Origin of the sequence: Rhizobium sullae (assembly GCF_025200715.1) — a bacterium.
Taxonomy (GTDB): Bacteria; Pseudomonadota; Alphaproteobacteria; order Rhizobiales; family Rhizobiaceae; genus Rhizobium; species Rhizobium sullae.
In genome coordinates this window covers 2382656-2397994 of sequence record NZ_CP104143.1, presented here as the reverse complement: position 1 = coordinate 2397994, position 15339 = coordinate 2382656, and the positions used below count along the sequence as shown (strand labels likewise).

The window sequence follows — 15339 nt, the reverse complement described above, 5'->3', positions numbered from 1 at the left end:
AAAGTGAAGACCGGAACCCGCAAGCAGCAGGTTCCGGCCAACCTGGTACGATTACTTCAGCTGGTCAGCCGTGTAGTAACCGCCTTCGACGAGAACCTTCTCGTAATTGGTCTTGTCGACCGCTACCGGCTTCAGCAGGTAGGACGGAACAACCTTGACGCCGTTGTCGTAGGTCTTGGTGTCGTTGACTTCCGGCTCCTTGCCGGACATGACAGCGTCAACCATTGCAACGGTGACCTTGGCGAGTTCGCGCGTGTCCTTGAAGACTGTCGAGTGCTGTTCGCCAGCAATGATCGACTTCACGGACGGAACTTCGGCGTCCTGGCCGGAAACGACCGGAAGCGGCTGGTCCGGGGTGCCGTAGCCGACGCCCTTCAGCGACGAGATGATGCCGATGGAGAGACCGTCGTACGGAGACAGGACGGCATCGACCTTGGCGTCGGTGTAGTTAGCCGAGAGCAGGTTGTCCATACGGGCCTGGGCCGTTGCAGCGTCCCAACGCAGTGTGCCGACCTTGTCCATGCCGGTCTGGCCAGACTTCACGACGAGCTTGCCGCTGTCGATGTAGGGCTGCAGGACAGACATTGCGCCGTCGTAGAAGAAGAAGGCGTTGTTGTCGTCCGGCGAACCACCGAAAAGCTCAATGTTGAATGGACCCTTGCCATCCTTGAGGCCGAGGGCGTCAACAATGGAGGTTGCCTGCAGGACGCCGACCTGGAAGTTGTCGAACGTTGCATAATAGTCGACGTTGGCCGAGTCGCGGATCAGGCGATCGTATGCGATGACTTTGATACCTGAGTCATGAGCCTTCTGGAGAACGTCGGAAAGCGTCGTGCCGTCGATAGCGGCGATGACGAGAACCTTAGCGCCCTTCGTGACCATGTTCTCGATCTGAGACAGCTGGTTCGGAATATCGTCGTCAGCATACTGCAGGTCGGTGCTATAGCCCGCCGCCTCAAGCTGCTTGACGATGTTGTTGCCGTCGTCGATCCAGCGAGCGGAAGATTTCGTGGGCATTGCGATGCCTACCATCCCCTTGTCCTGCGCCATTGCCGGCATAACGAATGAAGCGATGCCGAAGGCAGCCGCAGCCATCAATGAGATAATGGATTTCATTTCTCTCTCCCTTGTTAATAGACGGCGGACGAAAAATCGCCCGCCAACGAAACTGTGGCAGGTTCCGTAGATTGGATAGTTACTTCAGATGGTGAGAAACGAAGTAGGTCTCCTCCACGATCTCACACGTGTTGAGTGCCAACCAGCACACGGCCGCAAACTCGTATGGAATCTTATAACTGTCAAATAGAATAAGTGGTATAGTGCATAACAAATTTGGTATATCGTTAAAAAGTATTACTTTTAATGGAGCGCGGATGGGAGGCCGCAACCATGGCGATTGTTTCCGACGCGATTTCCACGGATCGCATCGATATCCATAGCGACAATTTCGGTGATGATGCCTTTCTGCGCGCGGGCTTGAAGCTGAATCACCTGCGCATGATCGTCGCAATCGAAGATAGCGGGCAGATTTCCGCAGCGGCGGAGACTCTGAACATTTCCCAACCGGCCGCCTCGCGGATGCTCGCCGAAATGGAATCGATCCTGAAGACGCCGCTTTACGAGCGGGTCGCCCGTGGCGTGGTGCTGACGACCTTCGGAGAAGCACTCGCCAGGCGTGCACGAAAAATTCTGCTGGAACTGCGCGAGGCCGGCCGCGAGATTGCCGAGTTGAAGAGCGGCAAGGGCGGCTCCGTCTTCATCGGCGCCGTCACTGCGCCCGCCATGAGCCTCGTCGTTCCGGCCATCGACAAGGTCCGCAAGGCGTTTCCGGGTATCGAGATCAACATAGAAGTGGAGACGAGCAACGTTTTGGCGCGGGAACTGCTCGCCGCCCGACACGACTTCATTATCGGCCGCATTCCTGACGATCTCAATCCGCGGCTCTTCGAAGTGCGTGAAATAGGAATCGAAAAAGCCTGCCTGATCGTGCGCAGGGGCCATCCGCTCCTGAAGAAGACTGAGAGCAGCCTCGCCGATCTCCATGGCTACGGCTGGGTTTTCCAGCCGCCGGGCACGCTGCTACGGCGAACGCTGGAGGATATCTTTCTAGCGGCGAGGGTGCCGCTGCCGGAAAATATCGTCAACACGTCATCCTTGCTGCTGACCTGCGCGATTATTTGCGAGACGGATGCCATCGCGCCCGTAGCGCTGGACGTTGCCCAGTTTCTCTCCGGCCAGGATGCGAAGGCGTCCGACGTGCGCGTGTTGCCGACCGATTTCAAGATAGACGTAAAGCCCTACAGCCTGATTACCGCCCGCGAGCGCGCGCTGCCCCCAAGCGCGCGGCTTCTTTATGACCTTATCCTCGAGGAAAGCCGGAAGCAGGGAGAATGAACGCAAGCCCGGCGCCATGCTGGCGGTGTTCAATACGCCACTTCGAAGGGAAGGGGCATGTTGTTCGGGCAATCGGTTTTTCAATCCGTTCTGGAGCGGCTGAAAGCGGAGGAAGAGAGCGAAGACGAGGCGTCCGTCGCGCATCGCGTCCATGGCTTCCGCACTGGTCTTGCCTTCGACGTGATGGAGGGCGTGTCGGCGGCGTCGCAACGCGCGGGCCAAGGCTATCTCGACAATATGGAACCGGAGACGCCAGCTGCCGCAGCAGACGAGGAAATCCGGCCGCAGCCCGTTGCGGAACCTGAGCCGGAACCCGTCATGCCGGAACATCTTGCGCGCACTGCGTCTGCCGAGATCGCGGCGGAGCTCGCGATTACAGCCGTCGACACGCTGCAGACGCTGAACGAAAAGCGCCGGGCCTTCGCCAAGTCGAACCATCCTGATCGCGTCGCGCCGGCATTCCGGGAGAATGCTACGAAGCGCATGATGCTCGCGAACCTGCTGATCGATGAAGCCATGCGGCGTCGCGGCCGCTGATTATTTGGGATCCGTCTCTCCCGGTTTGGAGGCTTCGTTAGGTTCTGCGGGCGGTTGCGGCTTGAAGGTCCAGAAAAGCATATAGAAGGCATAGGCGCCGGCGGCGGCCGACAGCACACCCCAGAAGGGATCGCCGGTGACGAACTCCAATGCCGCCCAGGCGAGACATACGCCCACGATCAGCGCCCGCACCCAGACGCGGCGGTAGGCCGGATGGTTCGGATCGATCAGTTGCATGTTTCCCCCCCGGTCAAATTTCGATCGCTTGTCTTTAGGATGGATTTCGCGAATGTGAAAGGGCAACGGGCTTGACGGCTCACAAAGAAAATGGAATGAAAATTCTACAATTATCGAAATTCGGTTTATTTGTTCCGAATTCCAGGGAGGTTCTCATGACAGTCAGATTTGGTCTTCTCGGCGCCGGCCGCATCGGCAAGGTTCACGCGAGGGCCGTGAGCGGCGACGTGAATGCGAAGCTTGTTGCCGTCGCCGACGCGTTTCCGCAGGCAGCCGAAGCGATCGCTTCCGCGTATGGCTGCGAGGTCCGCACCATCGAGGCGATCGAGGCTGCCAAGGATATCGACGCTGTCGTCATCTGCACGCCTACGGATACGCATGCCGACCTGATCGAGCGATTCGCGCGGGCCGGCAAGGCGATCTTCTGCGAAAAGCCGATCGATCTTGACGTCGATCGTGTCAGGGCCTGCATCAAGGTCGTTGACGAGACCAAGGCAAAGCTGATGGTCGGTTTCAACCGCCGCTTTGACCCGCATTTTATGGCGGTGCGCAAGACGATCGACGACGGCCGCATCGGCGAAGTCGAAATGGTGACGATCACCTCCCGCGATCCCGGTGCCCCCCCGGTCGACTACATCAAGCGCTCTGGCGGCATCTTCCGCGACATGACGATCCATGATTTCGACATGGCCCGCTTCCTGCTCGGCGAAGAGCCGGTCTCGATTGCGGCAACGGCTGCCGTCCTCGTCGACAAGGCGATCGGCGAAGCCGGCGATTACGACAGCGTTTCGGTCATCCTGCAGACGAAGTCCGGCAAGCAAGCGATCATCTCCAACTCCCGACGTGCCACCTATGGCTACGACCAGCGCATCGAGGTGCATGGCTCGAAAGGCATGGTCGCGGCCGAAAACCAGCGCCCGGTCTCGATCGAGGTCGCGAACGGCGATGGTTATACCCGCCCGCCGCTGCACGATTTCTTCATGACCCGCTACACCGAAGCCTATGCCAACGAGATCGCAAGCTTCATCGCCGCGATCGAAAAGGGTGCCAAGATTTCGCCCTCCGGCGCCGACGGCCTTGCCGCGCTGGCACTCGCCGATGCGGCAGTCCAGTCCGTCAAGGAAGGCAAGCTCATCAAGCTCGGCTGACGGCAACTCCCGACCGGAAGCCGCGCATGAGATGGCCGGGCAGACGCCCGGTCATTTCCGTTTCGCGCCACTCATCAGCGAAACTTGAAATAAGTATCAATGCTTCGCCTTTGACCTGGGCCTGCGGGACGGGTACAGCGCGCTCATTGCCGTTGTCCCAGGATCGCTAATGACCCTCGATCGTTTCGCTCCCGCCATCTTCGTTCTGCTCTGGTCTACCGGCTGGGTTGTCGCGAAATATGCGGCCCTGCATTCGGAGCCCTTTACCTTCCTCGGCATCCGTTTTGGGCTTTCGGCGCTAGCGTTTTTTGGCCTCTGCCGGGTGCTGAAGGCGAGATGGCCGGATCGCGCGACGGTGATGCGGGCGATCTATTCCGGTTTCTTTCTGCATGGATTCTATCTTGCCGGTCTGTGGTGGGCGATCGCCAATGGCGTTCCGGCTGGCATTTCCGGCATCATCGCAGCGCTGCAGCCGCTGCTGACGGCGATGGCAGCACCCTTCCTGATCGGCGAGCGCCTGCAGCCCACCCAGAAGTTCGGACTCCTGCTCGGCTTCTTCGGCATAGCGATCGCCGTTTCCCCAAAACTTTTCGATCCTGCGTCTGCGAGCCTCGTCCATGCGGCGGTGCCACTTGCGATCAACCTCGCCGCCATGGCCTCCGTCACCTACGGCACGATCTACCAGAAAAAACACCTGCAGACCGGTGATCTCAAGACGATTGCGACGCTGCAATATGTGGGTGCGCTTGTCGTGACCGTGCCGCTCGCGCTCACCTTCGAGCGCCTGCATTTCGACGGAACGCCGGAGGCTATCGGCGCGCTGATCTGGTCGGTCTTCGGCCTGTCGATGGGCGGGATCGGGCTGCTTCTTTATCTAATCCGCCGCGGCCAGGTCTCGCGGGCCGCGTCGTTGATCTATCTGATGCCGCCGACGGTCGCGATCGAGGCCTTCATCGCCTTCGGCGAACCGCTGACAGTGCCACTGGTCATCGGAACGATCGTCGTTGTCACCGGCGTTTATCTGTCGAACCGGAAAAGCGCCCGCATGGCCGAGGCTTGATCAAGCTACTGGCCGGCATGGGTCAGCTGATGGATTTTCCTGACATGTGTGACGGCCGCGGTACCGCCGGCTGTCTTGGTGAACAGATCCAGCTTCTCTTCTTCGCTGTCATCGACCGGCGTCAGCGCCTGGTCCATATAGTATTTGGATGCCGGGCTTCTCTTGATGAGGAACGCAGTCGCGCTCATGCGCAGGATGACGCCTGCCAGCGAAACGTGCTTGGTAACGGTTTCCCACACGAATTGCGGCCAGAAGACGAGGGGGTGCGGTTTCGGCATTCCGGGCCGGCGTTCGGAAGGATGCTTCAGCCGCAACAGCCCGCTTTGCAGCGGATGCACATTTTCCAGCGGCACCGTCGTTGCGAAGGACACCAGCACCTTGACGAGGCTTGCAAGCGGCAAGCCGCTCGCAACGGCGCGGCGCAGCAGCGTCTTTACATGCTCCGGCGAATAATAGAGCGACCAGGCCTCGTGATAGATGCTCTCCCATTCCTGCCTGCTCATCTTCTCGTGCGCAGTGCAGACATGTTCGACGTCATAGGTATTTAGGTCGGCGTCCATCGGGACACCCTTGCGCCAAAGCGTCTGGTGATCCTCCGAACCCGGCAGCGGCGTCAGGACGAAGAACTCGATAACATCGAGCGGCAGTTCGTGCTGAATGATCTTGATATCGCGGCGGATGGTTTCCGGCGTGTCGGAAGGAAAGCCCAGGATATAACCGGCGAGCGTCATGATGCCCTGCGCTTTCCAGGCAAGCAGCATCTTCCGGTATTCGGTGATCTTGTTCTGGTTCTTCTTGGCAGCTGTCAGGTTGTCCGGATTGACGTTCTCCAGGCCGATGAAGACCCGCGTGACGCCGGCGCGCTTCGCTTTTTCGATGAAGTTCGGGATCTTGTGGCAGAGCGTATCGACCTGGATCATCAATCCCAGCGGAATGCCATCCTTTTCCTTGAGTTCGATCAGCCGGTCGAAGATCGCTTCCCAATCCTTGTTGCGGGCGAAGTTGTCGTCAGTAATGAAGAACTTGTGGATGCCCTGCGCCCAGTTCATGCGCACCAGCTTTTCGACGTCATCGGCCGAACGGAAGCGGGATTTGCGGCCCTGCACGTTGATGATCGTGCAGAAGGAACACTGGTAGGGGCAGCCGCGACCGGCGTCGAAACTGCTGCTGAGGCCGAGCGTGTGCTCGACATTTTTTTTGGGCAGGAAGGGAACCGGCGTGCCGCCGATGCCTGGGAGGTCGTTCATGAAATTGTAGACCGGCGCAAGCTTGCCATAGGCCGCGTCCTGCAAGACCTTGTCGAGCCTGCCTTCGGCCTCGCCGGCGAACATCGAAATGCCCATCTCCCGGCACGCGTCGAGTTCGACCGCCTTGCCGTCGAGCATCGAGAGACAACCGGAGACATGAAAGCCGCCCATCGAAACCGGAATGCCTGCGGCGCGGAACGGCCGGGCAATGTCGAGCGCCCGCGGATACTGGTTCGACTGAACGCCGACCAGTGCGACCATGCCGAAATTGTCATGCTGCTTCAGTAGTGCGAGCAGTTCCGGAATATGCACGCGGGTATTGGTTTCGTCGATCACCTTGATGTCGATGCCGACGCCGGGGCCGAGCACTTCGCGCTCCGCACAGTCGGCTGCAATGCCAAAGAGAGCCGCCAGCGAATTCGAAGGGATCATCGCCCGCCACCAGCGGATTACATAGCCGTCGTCATCATAGTGCGACGGCTTGAGGAGAATGAGCTGAAAGCGGCGGCTGCTCGACGTCAGGGGAGATGACAAAACCTATCTCGCTCGTTGTAGGCAGTTCAGGACGGGTGTGATCAACATGCGTGGCGTTCGTGACGAACACCGGTATGGAATGCACTGACATCATCGTGACGGAATTCTGCCTGGCTGGGCAACCGTCCTGCACGAGCTTAAAATAAAAAAAGGCCGGAAGATACCCGGCCTTTTTCAGTTCTGTTTTCAGGCCTGTTCGCGGCGCTGGCCGCCGCCATTGCGGGGGCCCTTGCGGCGCATGCCGCCGGAGCCGTCCTGGCGCTGTTCGCCATGTGCCTGCTGGCCGCGATCCTCGCCATGCTTGCGGCCAGGGCGGCCGTGCGGATTGCGGGCACCGCCGGGGTGATGGCGGTTCGCATCGGCGTTGCCGTGCGGGCGCTGTTGCGGCTTCTTGCCCGGGCGGAAATCCGAGGTCGAGACGAGATCGTTATCCGGCCCCTGCGGCGTGACTTCGCCACGGCGCTGGCCGCGGAAGTCCTCGTTGCGGGCAGTTTGGCGCTCTGGCCGCGGACGGCGCTCCTCGTTGTTGGCGCGAACGCCGGCGGCTTCGCCTTCGCGGCGCGGACGGCGATCCTGGCGAATGCCGGAGCGTTGTTCGCTTGGACGGCCTTCGCCGCGGCCCTCACCACGGCCCTGGCCACCTCGATTGCGGTTGCTGCCGTTGCCATTGCTGTTGCCATTTGCACGGCGGGGCGCAGCACGCATGTCGGCCGGTGCTTCGCCGCTGGCAACGGTGATGTTGATGTTCATCAATTTTTCGATGTCGCGGAGCAGGCGTGCTTCATCAGGGGCGCAGAATGCGATTGCGATGCCGTCGCGTCCGGCGCGGGCCGTACGGCCGATGCGGTGAACATAAGCTTCCGCAACTTCCGGCAGGTCGTAATTGAAGACGTGGCTAACGGCCGGGATGTCGATGCCGCGGGCGGCCACGTCGGTAGCAATCAGCGTCTTGATGTCGCCGTCGCGGAACGCCTTGAGAGCGCGCTCGCGCTGACCCTGGCTCTTGTTGCCGTGGATCGAAGCGACGGAATAGCCGACATGCTCGAGATGCTTCATCAGCTTCTCGGCGCCATGTTTGGTGCGCAGGAAGACGATGGCGCGGCCATCCGGGTTTTCGGTCAGCGACTTCTTGAGGAGATCGGTCTTGTCGTTCTTCCCGTTGACGAAGTGGACGTACTGCTCGACCTTGTCGGCAGCCTTGCCCGGAGGTGTCACTTCCACCTTGACCGGATCGGTCAGGAAATCGGCGGCGAGGTCGGCAATGGCCTTCGGCATGGTCGCCGAAAACAGCATCGTCTGGCGCTTCTTCGGCACCATCTTGGCGATCTTACGCAGGTCGTGCACGAAGCCGAGATCGAGCATTTGGTCTGCTTCGTCGAGCACGAGGTAACGCACGGCCGTGAGGCCGATTGCGCGGCGGTTGATGAGATCGAGGAGGCGGCCGGGTGTCGCGACGAGAATGTCGGTGCCCTTTTCAAGCTGCAGCTGCTGCTTGTTGATCGATACGCCGCCGACAACGACGTTGATGCGCAGGTGCGACTTGCGCAGGAAGTTCTTCAGGTTGACGGCGATCTGGTTCACCAGTTCGCGGGTCGGAGCGAGGATGAGCGTGCGCGTCGTGCGGTTGTCCGGCCGCTTGTCGTCGGCAAGCAGCTTTTCGATGAGCGGCAGGCCGAAGGCGGCGGTCTTGCCCGTGCCGGTCTGGGCGAGGCCGATCAGATCGCGGCCTTCGAGGAGAAGCGGGATTGCCTGCGCCTGAATAGGCGTTGGCGTTTCAATGCCGAGCTGAAAAAGCGTGGCGACGATCGGCTTGGAGACACCAAGCGATTCAAAATTAGTCAAGGCATAACCTTTCGGGGCGCCGAAACGACGTGCCGGATCGCACCATGCGGTCCAGTATCATTCTTGGCGTCAAGAACCCCGCGTGAAGTGGGAACTTGTGTGTTGGAAAAACTTTCCAGCGCTTCTGGCCGCACTTGGGATCGCGGCATCCTATGAAATGCGCTTTTGTCCTTCTTCTTGCGTTTGTCTTTTTTCGCAGGGGCAGCTCACGCGGCGGCCGGAAGGTGAAAGCTGACCTGCATTTGGTCTAGTTCGGGTTGAAAGTCAAGGGACGAACGCGAGAAAGGCGTTGCAGGCGCCGCCCGAGCAGACGGCGCCGTGGCGCGGACGGGCTCCTCAATAGCCGGGGCAAACCCGGACGGTGACCCACACGTCCGCTCGATGATCGTAGCGGCGTTCCACATCGCAATATCGATAGCTGCGGTAATGGACCGGGTAGGGCCGGTAGTAGGAGCGGTAGTAAGGCCGGTAAAAGGGCCGGTCGTATGGGCGATAGACCGGATAGGGCCTGTAGTACGGCCTATAGTAGTAGGGTTCGGGATAATACCCGTATGCCGGATAAGGCCGCACGGCATGCGAGAGCAGGATGCCGCCGATGGCACCGGCGGCGACACCGCCCCAAAACTGATGATTGGCATGCGCAGGTGTTGCCGTAACGAGCGAAGTGCTCGCCAACGTCAATGCCATCAGGCCCGCCGCCATGCCTTTATGAAGTACGGACATGATCGTCTCCTTTCGTAGACGAAGCTCGTTCTTTGAAGCCGTCAGGAGAATCCGTGGCAAAACGCGGCCAGCTGATCGAGTTCAACCTTACAACGAAGGAGAGTATAGCATGGTTCCAGCCCGCTTGCGCTAACACCGTTGCCTCGATCCGGCGCCGCGCCGCAAAAGCGCTTGCCTAATCCTTATGGTTAAAGCTCTGTTAAGCCGCGCGGTTGTATGGTCGGCCTTCTCATTCATTCATTGCAGGAGCGGGCGCTTTTTGACATCTGCGGGGAACCTTCTCGAACTGGCATGCAGCCGGATCGCTGATCTGGAGACCCCGGCCTATGTCAAGAACAGCGAGCTTCGCTATGTCGCCGTCAACGAAGCCTATGCCCGCTTCTTCGGCAGGGAAATTTCCGATTTCATCGGCGGCCGGAGCCGCGAAATCCTCGACCGTCCCGAGGAAGAGGAACGCGAGGACAAGGAGCGCCGTGCTCTGGTCTTCGGCACCGAGGAAACCGCTATCTGCTTCGATCCCGCCGGAGCCACCCATGAGCGGGTGCGAATCGAAAGCTTCATGCCATCGGAGGACCGGGCCTATGTTCTCGGCATCTTCGAGGCGCGCGTGCAGGTGCGCCGCCCGGTCCTTTCGGGGCCGGATCAGGCGCTGCTCGCCGATTTCGAGCGCGTCCGCGCGACGGTGGAAAAGCTCGATCATCCGATCGGCATTTTTGCTGACGACGGCCGGCCGCTGATCGTCAATTCGGCCTATCGAAACGGCGGCGGCAATGCATCGTCCGCTGAAAACGGATGGCACGAGAGCGTGAATGAGCTCGATCTCCTCCGCACCATCATGGAAGATCTGCCGGTTGCCGCCTTCGTGCGCGACGAAAACCACCGGCTCGTCTATGCCAACCAGTATTACGAGACGTTCACCGGCCATATCCGGTCGAAAGTGCTTGGACTGACGGAGTTTGAGATGTTCGGCGAGGAGGGTGGCGCCAGCATCTACGAAGAAAACGTGCTGGCGCTCAAGGAGGGCTCGCTTACGGAAGTGGAAGGAAGGCTTCCGAGCACTGACGGCACGGTCTACCCGATCCTGTCGCGCGTCAATCGCGTCCGGACGCCGGACGGCAAGGTCTATGTCGTCGGCTCCTTCTCAGACATTTCCCCACTCAAGGAGCGCGAAGCCGAACTGATCGCATCGCAGACGCATGCCGAAGTCCTGCATCGCGACATTGAAAACATCCTGCGTTCGCTGCCGGTTGGCATGCTGATCCTCGATAACAGTCTCGATATCCTCTACATCAACGACGAATTCTACGCGATATGCGATCTCCCGCCTGAGGATCGTTTCGACGGACGGCCGTTCATCGACGTCATCCGCCGCAATTACGAACTCGGGCGTTACGGCTACGGGCGTAGCCCGGAAGATATCCTGGCAGAGCGCCAGCGCCATTTCGGCGCGGATGCAGAATCGGAACCGATCGAGCTTAGCTGGTCGGGCGGCAAGTCGATTATCTTCGACAGCCGCCGCATTTCAAACGACCGCATCCTGCTCTCCTATTCCGACATGAGCGCCATTCGCGCGAGGGAGAAGGAGATCCACGAGGCGCGCGCTGCCCTGGAGCACCTTGGCGAACTGATGCGGGACGCGACGCGGGCTATGCCGCAAGGGCTCGCCATCGTCCAGGACGGTCTCATAAAGCTCTCCAACGATGCCCTTTCCCGCGTCCTCAGCATTCCGCCTGAATATCTGGTGGCGGGCAGAGGCTGGATCGACCTCTTCAATTTCTGCGCCGATCGCGGCGACTTCAAGGGTGCAGCCGCCGATGTGCTGCACTATTGGCGCACCAACATTACCGAGAAGCAGCCGATCGCTACCGTGTTCCACGTCGCCGGCGAGCGCTGGGTGAACATGGAGGCGACGATCAGCGAGCGCGGGCATTGGGTCGCGCTCTTCACCGACGTCACCGAAATGAAGGAGCGTGAGGAAGAGCTTCAGCGGCTGCTTGCGCGCGCGGAGGCAGCCGACCGCGCCAAGTCGGAATTCCTCGCCAATATGAGCCATGAAATCCGCACGCCGATGAACGGCGTGCTCGGCATGGCCGAGCTCATGGCGAAGACCGATCTCGATGCGCGGCAGAAGACATTCATCGACATCATCGTCAAGTCCGGCAACGCGCTTCTGACGATCATCAACGATATTCTGGACTTCTCGAAGATCGACGCCGGACAGATGACGCTCCGCAAGGCGGCCTTCGATCCGGTGGAAGCGGTCGAGGACGTCGCGACACTGCTCTCTTCGCCGGCCGCCGAGAAGGACCTCGAGCTTCTCGTGCGCGCCGATCCGAACCTGCCTGCCGCCGTCATCGGCGATGCCGGGCGGTTTCGCCAAATCGTTACGAACCTCGTCGGCAACGCCGTCAAATTTACCGAGAAAGGCCATGTCTTCGTCGATATCGGCTTCCGGCCGGGATCAGACGGCGAGATCATGGTCGAGATCAGGATCGAGGATACCGGCATCGGCATTCCGGACGACAGGCTGCAGTCTGTCTTCGACAAATTCTCGCAGGTCGATTCCTCTTCGACGCGGCGTCACGAGGGCACCGGCCTCGGTCTTGCCATCACCGCCGGCCTGGTCGATCTCTTCGGCGGCTACATCAACGCTGAAAGCGAGTCCGGCAAGGGCTCGGTCTTTACCGTCAATCTGCCCTTAGCCATCGCCGCCGCCCGCCTCGAGCCCAAGCCGTTGCCGGTCAATGTGCGCGGCGCGCGGGTGCTCGTCATCGACGACAACGAGGTGAACCGCCGCATCCTCACTGAGCAGTTGGCACTCTGGGGCTTTGACGGCGTGGCTGCGGAGGGCGGCAGGATAGGAATGGCCATCCTCGAGGCCGCGCACCAGATCGGCGTCCAGGTCGATGCCGTGGTGCTCGACTATCACATGCCGGAAATGAACGGCGCGGAAGTCGCGCACATGATACGGGCCGACGCCCGTTTCGAGAACCTGCCGATCATCTTCCTGACCTCGATGGATATCTCCGGCACGGAGAAGGAGTTTGCGGCCCTAAACGGCCATGCGCATCTGATGAAGCCGGCGCGCGCCGATCTTCTTCGCAACACGATCGTCGAGGTCGTGCGCGCAAGCCGCGTGAAGCAGGCATCGGCGGCGGAAATCGTTCGCCTGCAGGCCGGGCGAGAGGTCAAGGAGCCGGAGGCTGCCGCGCCGCCCGTCGAGTCGCATAGGGCATTCATCGATGTGCTCGTCGCAGAGGACAACGAAGTGAACCAAATCGTCTTCACGCAGATCCTGCAGGGCACGGGCTTGAGCTTCCTTGTTGTCAACAACGGCCAGGAGGCGGTCAATGCATGGCAGGCGCATACACCGCGCATCATCATGATGGATGTCTCGATGCCGGTGATGAACGGGCACGACGCGACCCGCGCGATCCGCGCCCGCGAGCGCGGGCAGGGGCACCGCGTGCCGATCGTCGGAGTTACGGCGCATGCGCTCGAAAGCGACCGCGAACTCTGCCTCGACGCCGGCATGGACGACTATATGTCAAAGCCGATCAGCCCCGAACTGCTGGAAGAGAAAATCCAGTTTTGGCTCGGCAGGAGCGAGCGGTTGCCTGGCCGCTCGGGATTTTAGGGTTTTACGCCGCAAAGCATCTCGCGCTTGCCGGCGAAACCCTTACGCCGTTCGACGGTAAAGCCTGCGGCAATCAAATTGCGCCTGACGAAGCCTGCCGCGGCATAGGTCGCGAAGCTGCCGCCGGAGAGGGTCTTCTCGCAGACGAGCCGCATCAGTTCTTCCGACCACATGTCGGCGTTGCGCGACGGTGCGAAGCCATCGAGATACCAAGCGTCGAAGCCGGGTTCGGCGGCCGCAACGCCATCGATTGCCGGGCCGCAGACGACGCTCAGCGTTGTCTGGCCGTCCAGCGCAAGGGTGACGGTGCCCTGTGGTTCGCCCGGCCACAGCGCTGTCAGCGCCTGCCGCTCGGCATCGATTTCCGGCCAGTGCGAGAGGGCGCGGCCGATCTCCTCGGTGCGCATCGGATGGAGTTCGAAGGAGATGAAGTGCAGATGCTGGCCGGTCTTGTGGTGGCTCTTCCAGTGTCGCCATGTTTCGGCGAAGTTCAGCCCGGTGCCGAAGCCCAATTCTCCAATGCGGAAGTCATCCTTGCCGGTCCAGCGCTCCGGCAGGCCGTTGCCCGCCAGAAAGACGTGGCCGCATTCGAGCCGGCCATCCGTCTGGCAATAAAAATGGTCGCCAAAGGCCGGCGAATAGGGCATATCGCCGTCGCGCCATTCGAGCGGCTGGCTCGTGCTGCCCATCTGGTCGGGATCATTGTCTGTCATGCCTAAAGCCGATAATGCGGCCGTCTCCTCCGGTCAATCGTCCTTCAGCTTGCTGATCGCGGGCGGCGGCATTATGGGGCTGTGGGCGGCGGTGCATGCCGAACGCCTTGGCATTGATACGCTGCTCGCCGACGCAGGCGCGTTGGGGCAGGGCGCCAGCGGCGGCCTGCTCGGGGCGCTGATGCCGCATATGCCGGACAAATGGAATGCCAAGAAGCAGTTCCAGTTCGATGCGCTGGTTTCCCTCGAAAGCGAGATCGCCGCGATCGAAGCCGCGACCGGCCTATCCGCCGGCTACCGCCGCTCGGGCCGCATCATCCCGCTGCCGAAGCCGCACCTGCGCAAGATCGCGCTTACCCATTCCGCCGATGCCGAAACGCATTGGCATCAGGGCGGCCGCGACTTCTACTGGCATGTCGCGGATGCTCCGCCGGTCGCGGACTGGATCGATCCTGCCGCTGGCGACAGCGGCTTCGTGCACGATACGCTCGCCGGCCGCGTCGCGCCCCGCACCCTGGTTGCCGCCCTTGGCGCATTTCTGAGGCAGGCAAAGCATGTGAGCATCATCGAGAATGCAGCAGTCGGCGGTCTCGAACCAGAACGCGGGGTCGCCGATGTGGGCGGAAAGATCGTATGCTTCGGCCGCTGCATTGTCGCGGCGGGCCATCAGTCATTTCCGCTTCTGCAGCAGTTCACGCCCGGATTGGAAAAGCCGCTCGGCCAGCCGGTCAAGGGGCAGGCGGCGCTACTGAAGGCTGAGATCGATCCCGCCTTTCCCACCATCTTCCGCGATGGCCTCTATATTGTCGCCCATGAGGGCGGCTATGCCGCGATCGGCAGCACCAGCGAGAACCGTTTTGACGATCCGGCGTCGACGGATGCCCAGCTCGACGGGCTGGTCGAGGCCGCGCGCGAGATGGTCCCGGTGCTTCGGGACGCCCCGATCATCGCGCGTTGGGCCGGCCTGCGTCCGAAGGCGATCGACCGTGATCCGATGATCGGCCCGCATCCGGCGTATCCGAAGCTCATCGCCTTGACCGGCGGCTTCAAGGTCAGTTTCGGTCTTGCTCACCGCCTTGCGGAAGCTGCCGTGCATATGGCGACCGGCCGATCCGCACCCTTCGTTCTGCCGGAAAATTTCGCGCTTTCGAGCCACATCGTGGTTGCTTCACGTTAAACGTGAATTAGAAGCCGGTTCTTTTCGTTATTCTGTCATGCAAATCACCTATCTGCTTGCGCATCGACGGCGCCGGAATCGCCCGCGCGC

The 15339-nt window shown here is 61.0% G+C and carries 12 protein-coding genes and 1 pseudogene; 7 read left to right on the top strand and 6 right to left on the bottom strand.

The annotated features are described in order from the left end of the window. Positions 1-51: 51 nt before the first annotated feature. Complete coding sequence (gene chvE / locus N2599_RS12275; RefSeq protein WP_027508234.1) at positions 52-1116, bottom strand: multiple monosaccharide ABC transporter substrate-binding protein; 1065 nt, start codon at positions 1114-1116, stop codon at positions 52-54. Positions 1117-1389: 273 nt separating this feature from the next. Between chvE and N2599_RS12270 the strand changes: the two genes are divergently transcribed. Then, positions 1390-2394, top strand: a complete 1005-nt coding sequence (locus N2599_RS12270) for a LysR family transcriptional regulator (RefSeq protein WP_027508235.1) — start codon at positions 1390-1392, stop codon at positions 2392-2394. A gap of 57 nt (positions 2395-2451) precedes the next feature. Continuing rightward, positions 2452-2931, top strand: a complete 480-nt coding sequence (locus tag N2599_RS12265; protein ID WP_027508236.1) for a hypothetical protein — start codon at positions 2452-2454, stop codon at positions 2929-2931. Here the strand turns inward: N2599_RS12265 and N2599_RS12260 are convergent, their stop codons facing one another. After that, on the bottom strand, positions 2932-3168 hold the full coding sequence (locus tag N2599_RS12260) for a hypothetical protein (RefSeq protein ID WP_051336452.1): 237 nt from the start codon (positions 3166-3168) through the stop codon (positions 2932-2934). Positions 3169-3323: 155 nt separating this feature from the next. Here N2599_RS12260 and iolG point away from each other — a divergent pair, with 155 nt between their 5' ends. Then, complete coding sequence (iolG, locus tag N2599_RS12255; protein WP_027508237.1) at positions 3324-4316, top strand: inositol 2-dehydrogenase; 993 nt, start codon at positions 3324-3326, stop codon at positions 4314-4316. Between the two features lie 169 nt (positions 4317-4485). Beyond that, entirely contained in the window at positions 4486-5376 is an 891-nt protein-coding gene (locus N2599_RS12250) for a DMT family transporter (protein WP_027508238.1), read from the top strand. A gap of 5 nt (positions 5377-5381) precedes the next feature. Here N2599_RS12250 and N2599_RS12245 read toward each other — a convergent pair whose 3' ends face one another. The 3 genes and pseudogenes from N2599_RS12245 to N2599_RS12235 all read right to left on the bottom strand — a co-directional run bounded on the left by N2599_RS12245 (position 5382) and on the right by N2599_RS12235 (position 9722). Then, positions 5382-7157, bottom strand: coding sequence for a B12-binding domain-containing radical SAM protein (locus tag N2599_RS12245; RefSeq protein ID WP_027508239.1), 1776 nt, complete (start codon positions 7155-7157; stop codon positions 5382-5384). Between the two features lie 186 nt (positions 7158-7343). After that, positions 7344-9045, bottom strand: a pseudogene (locus tag N2599_RS12240) (DEAD/DEAH box helicase). A gap of 290 nt (positions 9046-9335) precedes the next feature. Then, positions 9336-9722 carry a hypothetical protein gene (locus N2599_RS12235; RefSeq protein WP_027508241.1) on the bottom strand — a complete coding sequence of 129 codons (387 nt, stop codon included), beginning with the start codon at positions 9720-9722 and terminating at the stop codon, positions 9336-9338. A 53-nt stretch (positions 9723-9775) separates the two neighbouring features. Between N2599_RS12235 and N2599_RS12230 the strand changes: the two genes are divergently transcribed. Both N2599_RS12230 and N2599_RS12225 read left to right on the top strand, forming a co-directional pair. Then, positions 9776-9901 carry a hypothetical protein gene (locus tag N2599_RS12230; protein WP_260307347.1) on the top strand — a complete coding sequence of 42 codons (126 nt, stop codon included), beginning with the start codon at positions 9776-9778 and terminating at the stop codon, positions 9899-9901. Positions 9902-9981: 80 nt separating this feature from the next. Further along, positions 9982-13359, top strand: a complete 3378-nt coding sequence (locus N2599_RS12225; protein ID WP_027508242.1) for a response regulator — start codon at positions 9982-9984, stop codon at positions 13357-13359. Here N2599_RS12225 and mnmC2 read toward each other — a convergent pair. Further along, positions 13356-14072 (bottom strand): tRNA (5-methylaminomethyl-2-thiouridine)(34)-methyltransferase MnmC2, encoded by a 717-nt coding sequence (gene mnmC2 / locus N2599_RS12220; protein WP_027508243.1) that lies wholly within the window; start codon positions 14070-14072, stop codon positions 13356-13358. The genes N2599_RS12225 and mnmC2 overlap by 4 nt on opposite strands. Here mnmC2 and N2599_RS12215 point away from each other — a divergent pair. Beyond that, positions 14071-15249: an NAD(P)/FAD-dependent oxidoreductase gene (locus N2599_RS12215; protein ID WP_027508244.1), complete on the top strand. Its 1179-nt coding sequence runs from the start codon at positions 14071-14073 to the stop codon at positions 15247-15249. The genes mnmC2 and N2599_RS12215 overlap by 2 nt on opposite strands. Positions 15250-15339 lie beyond the last annotated feature (90 nt).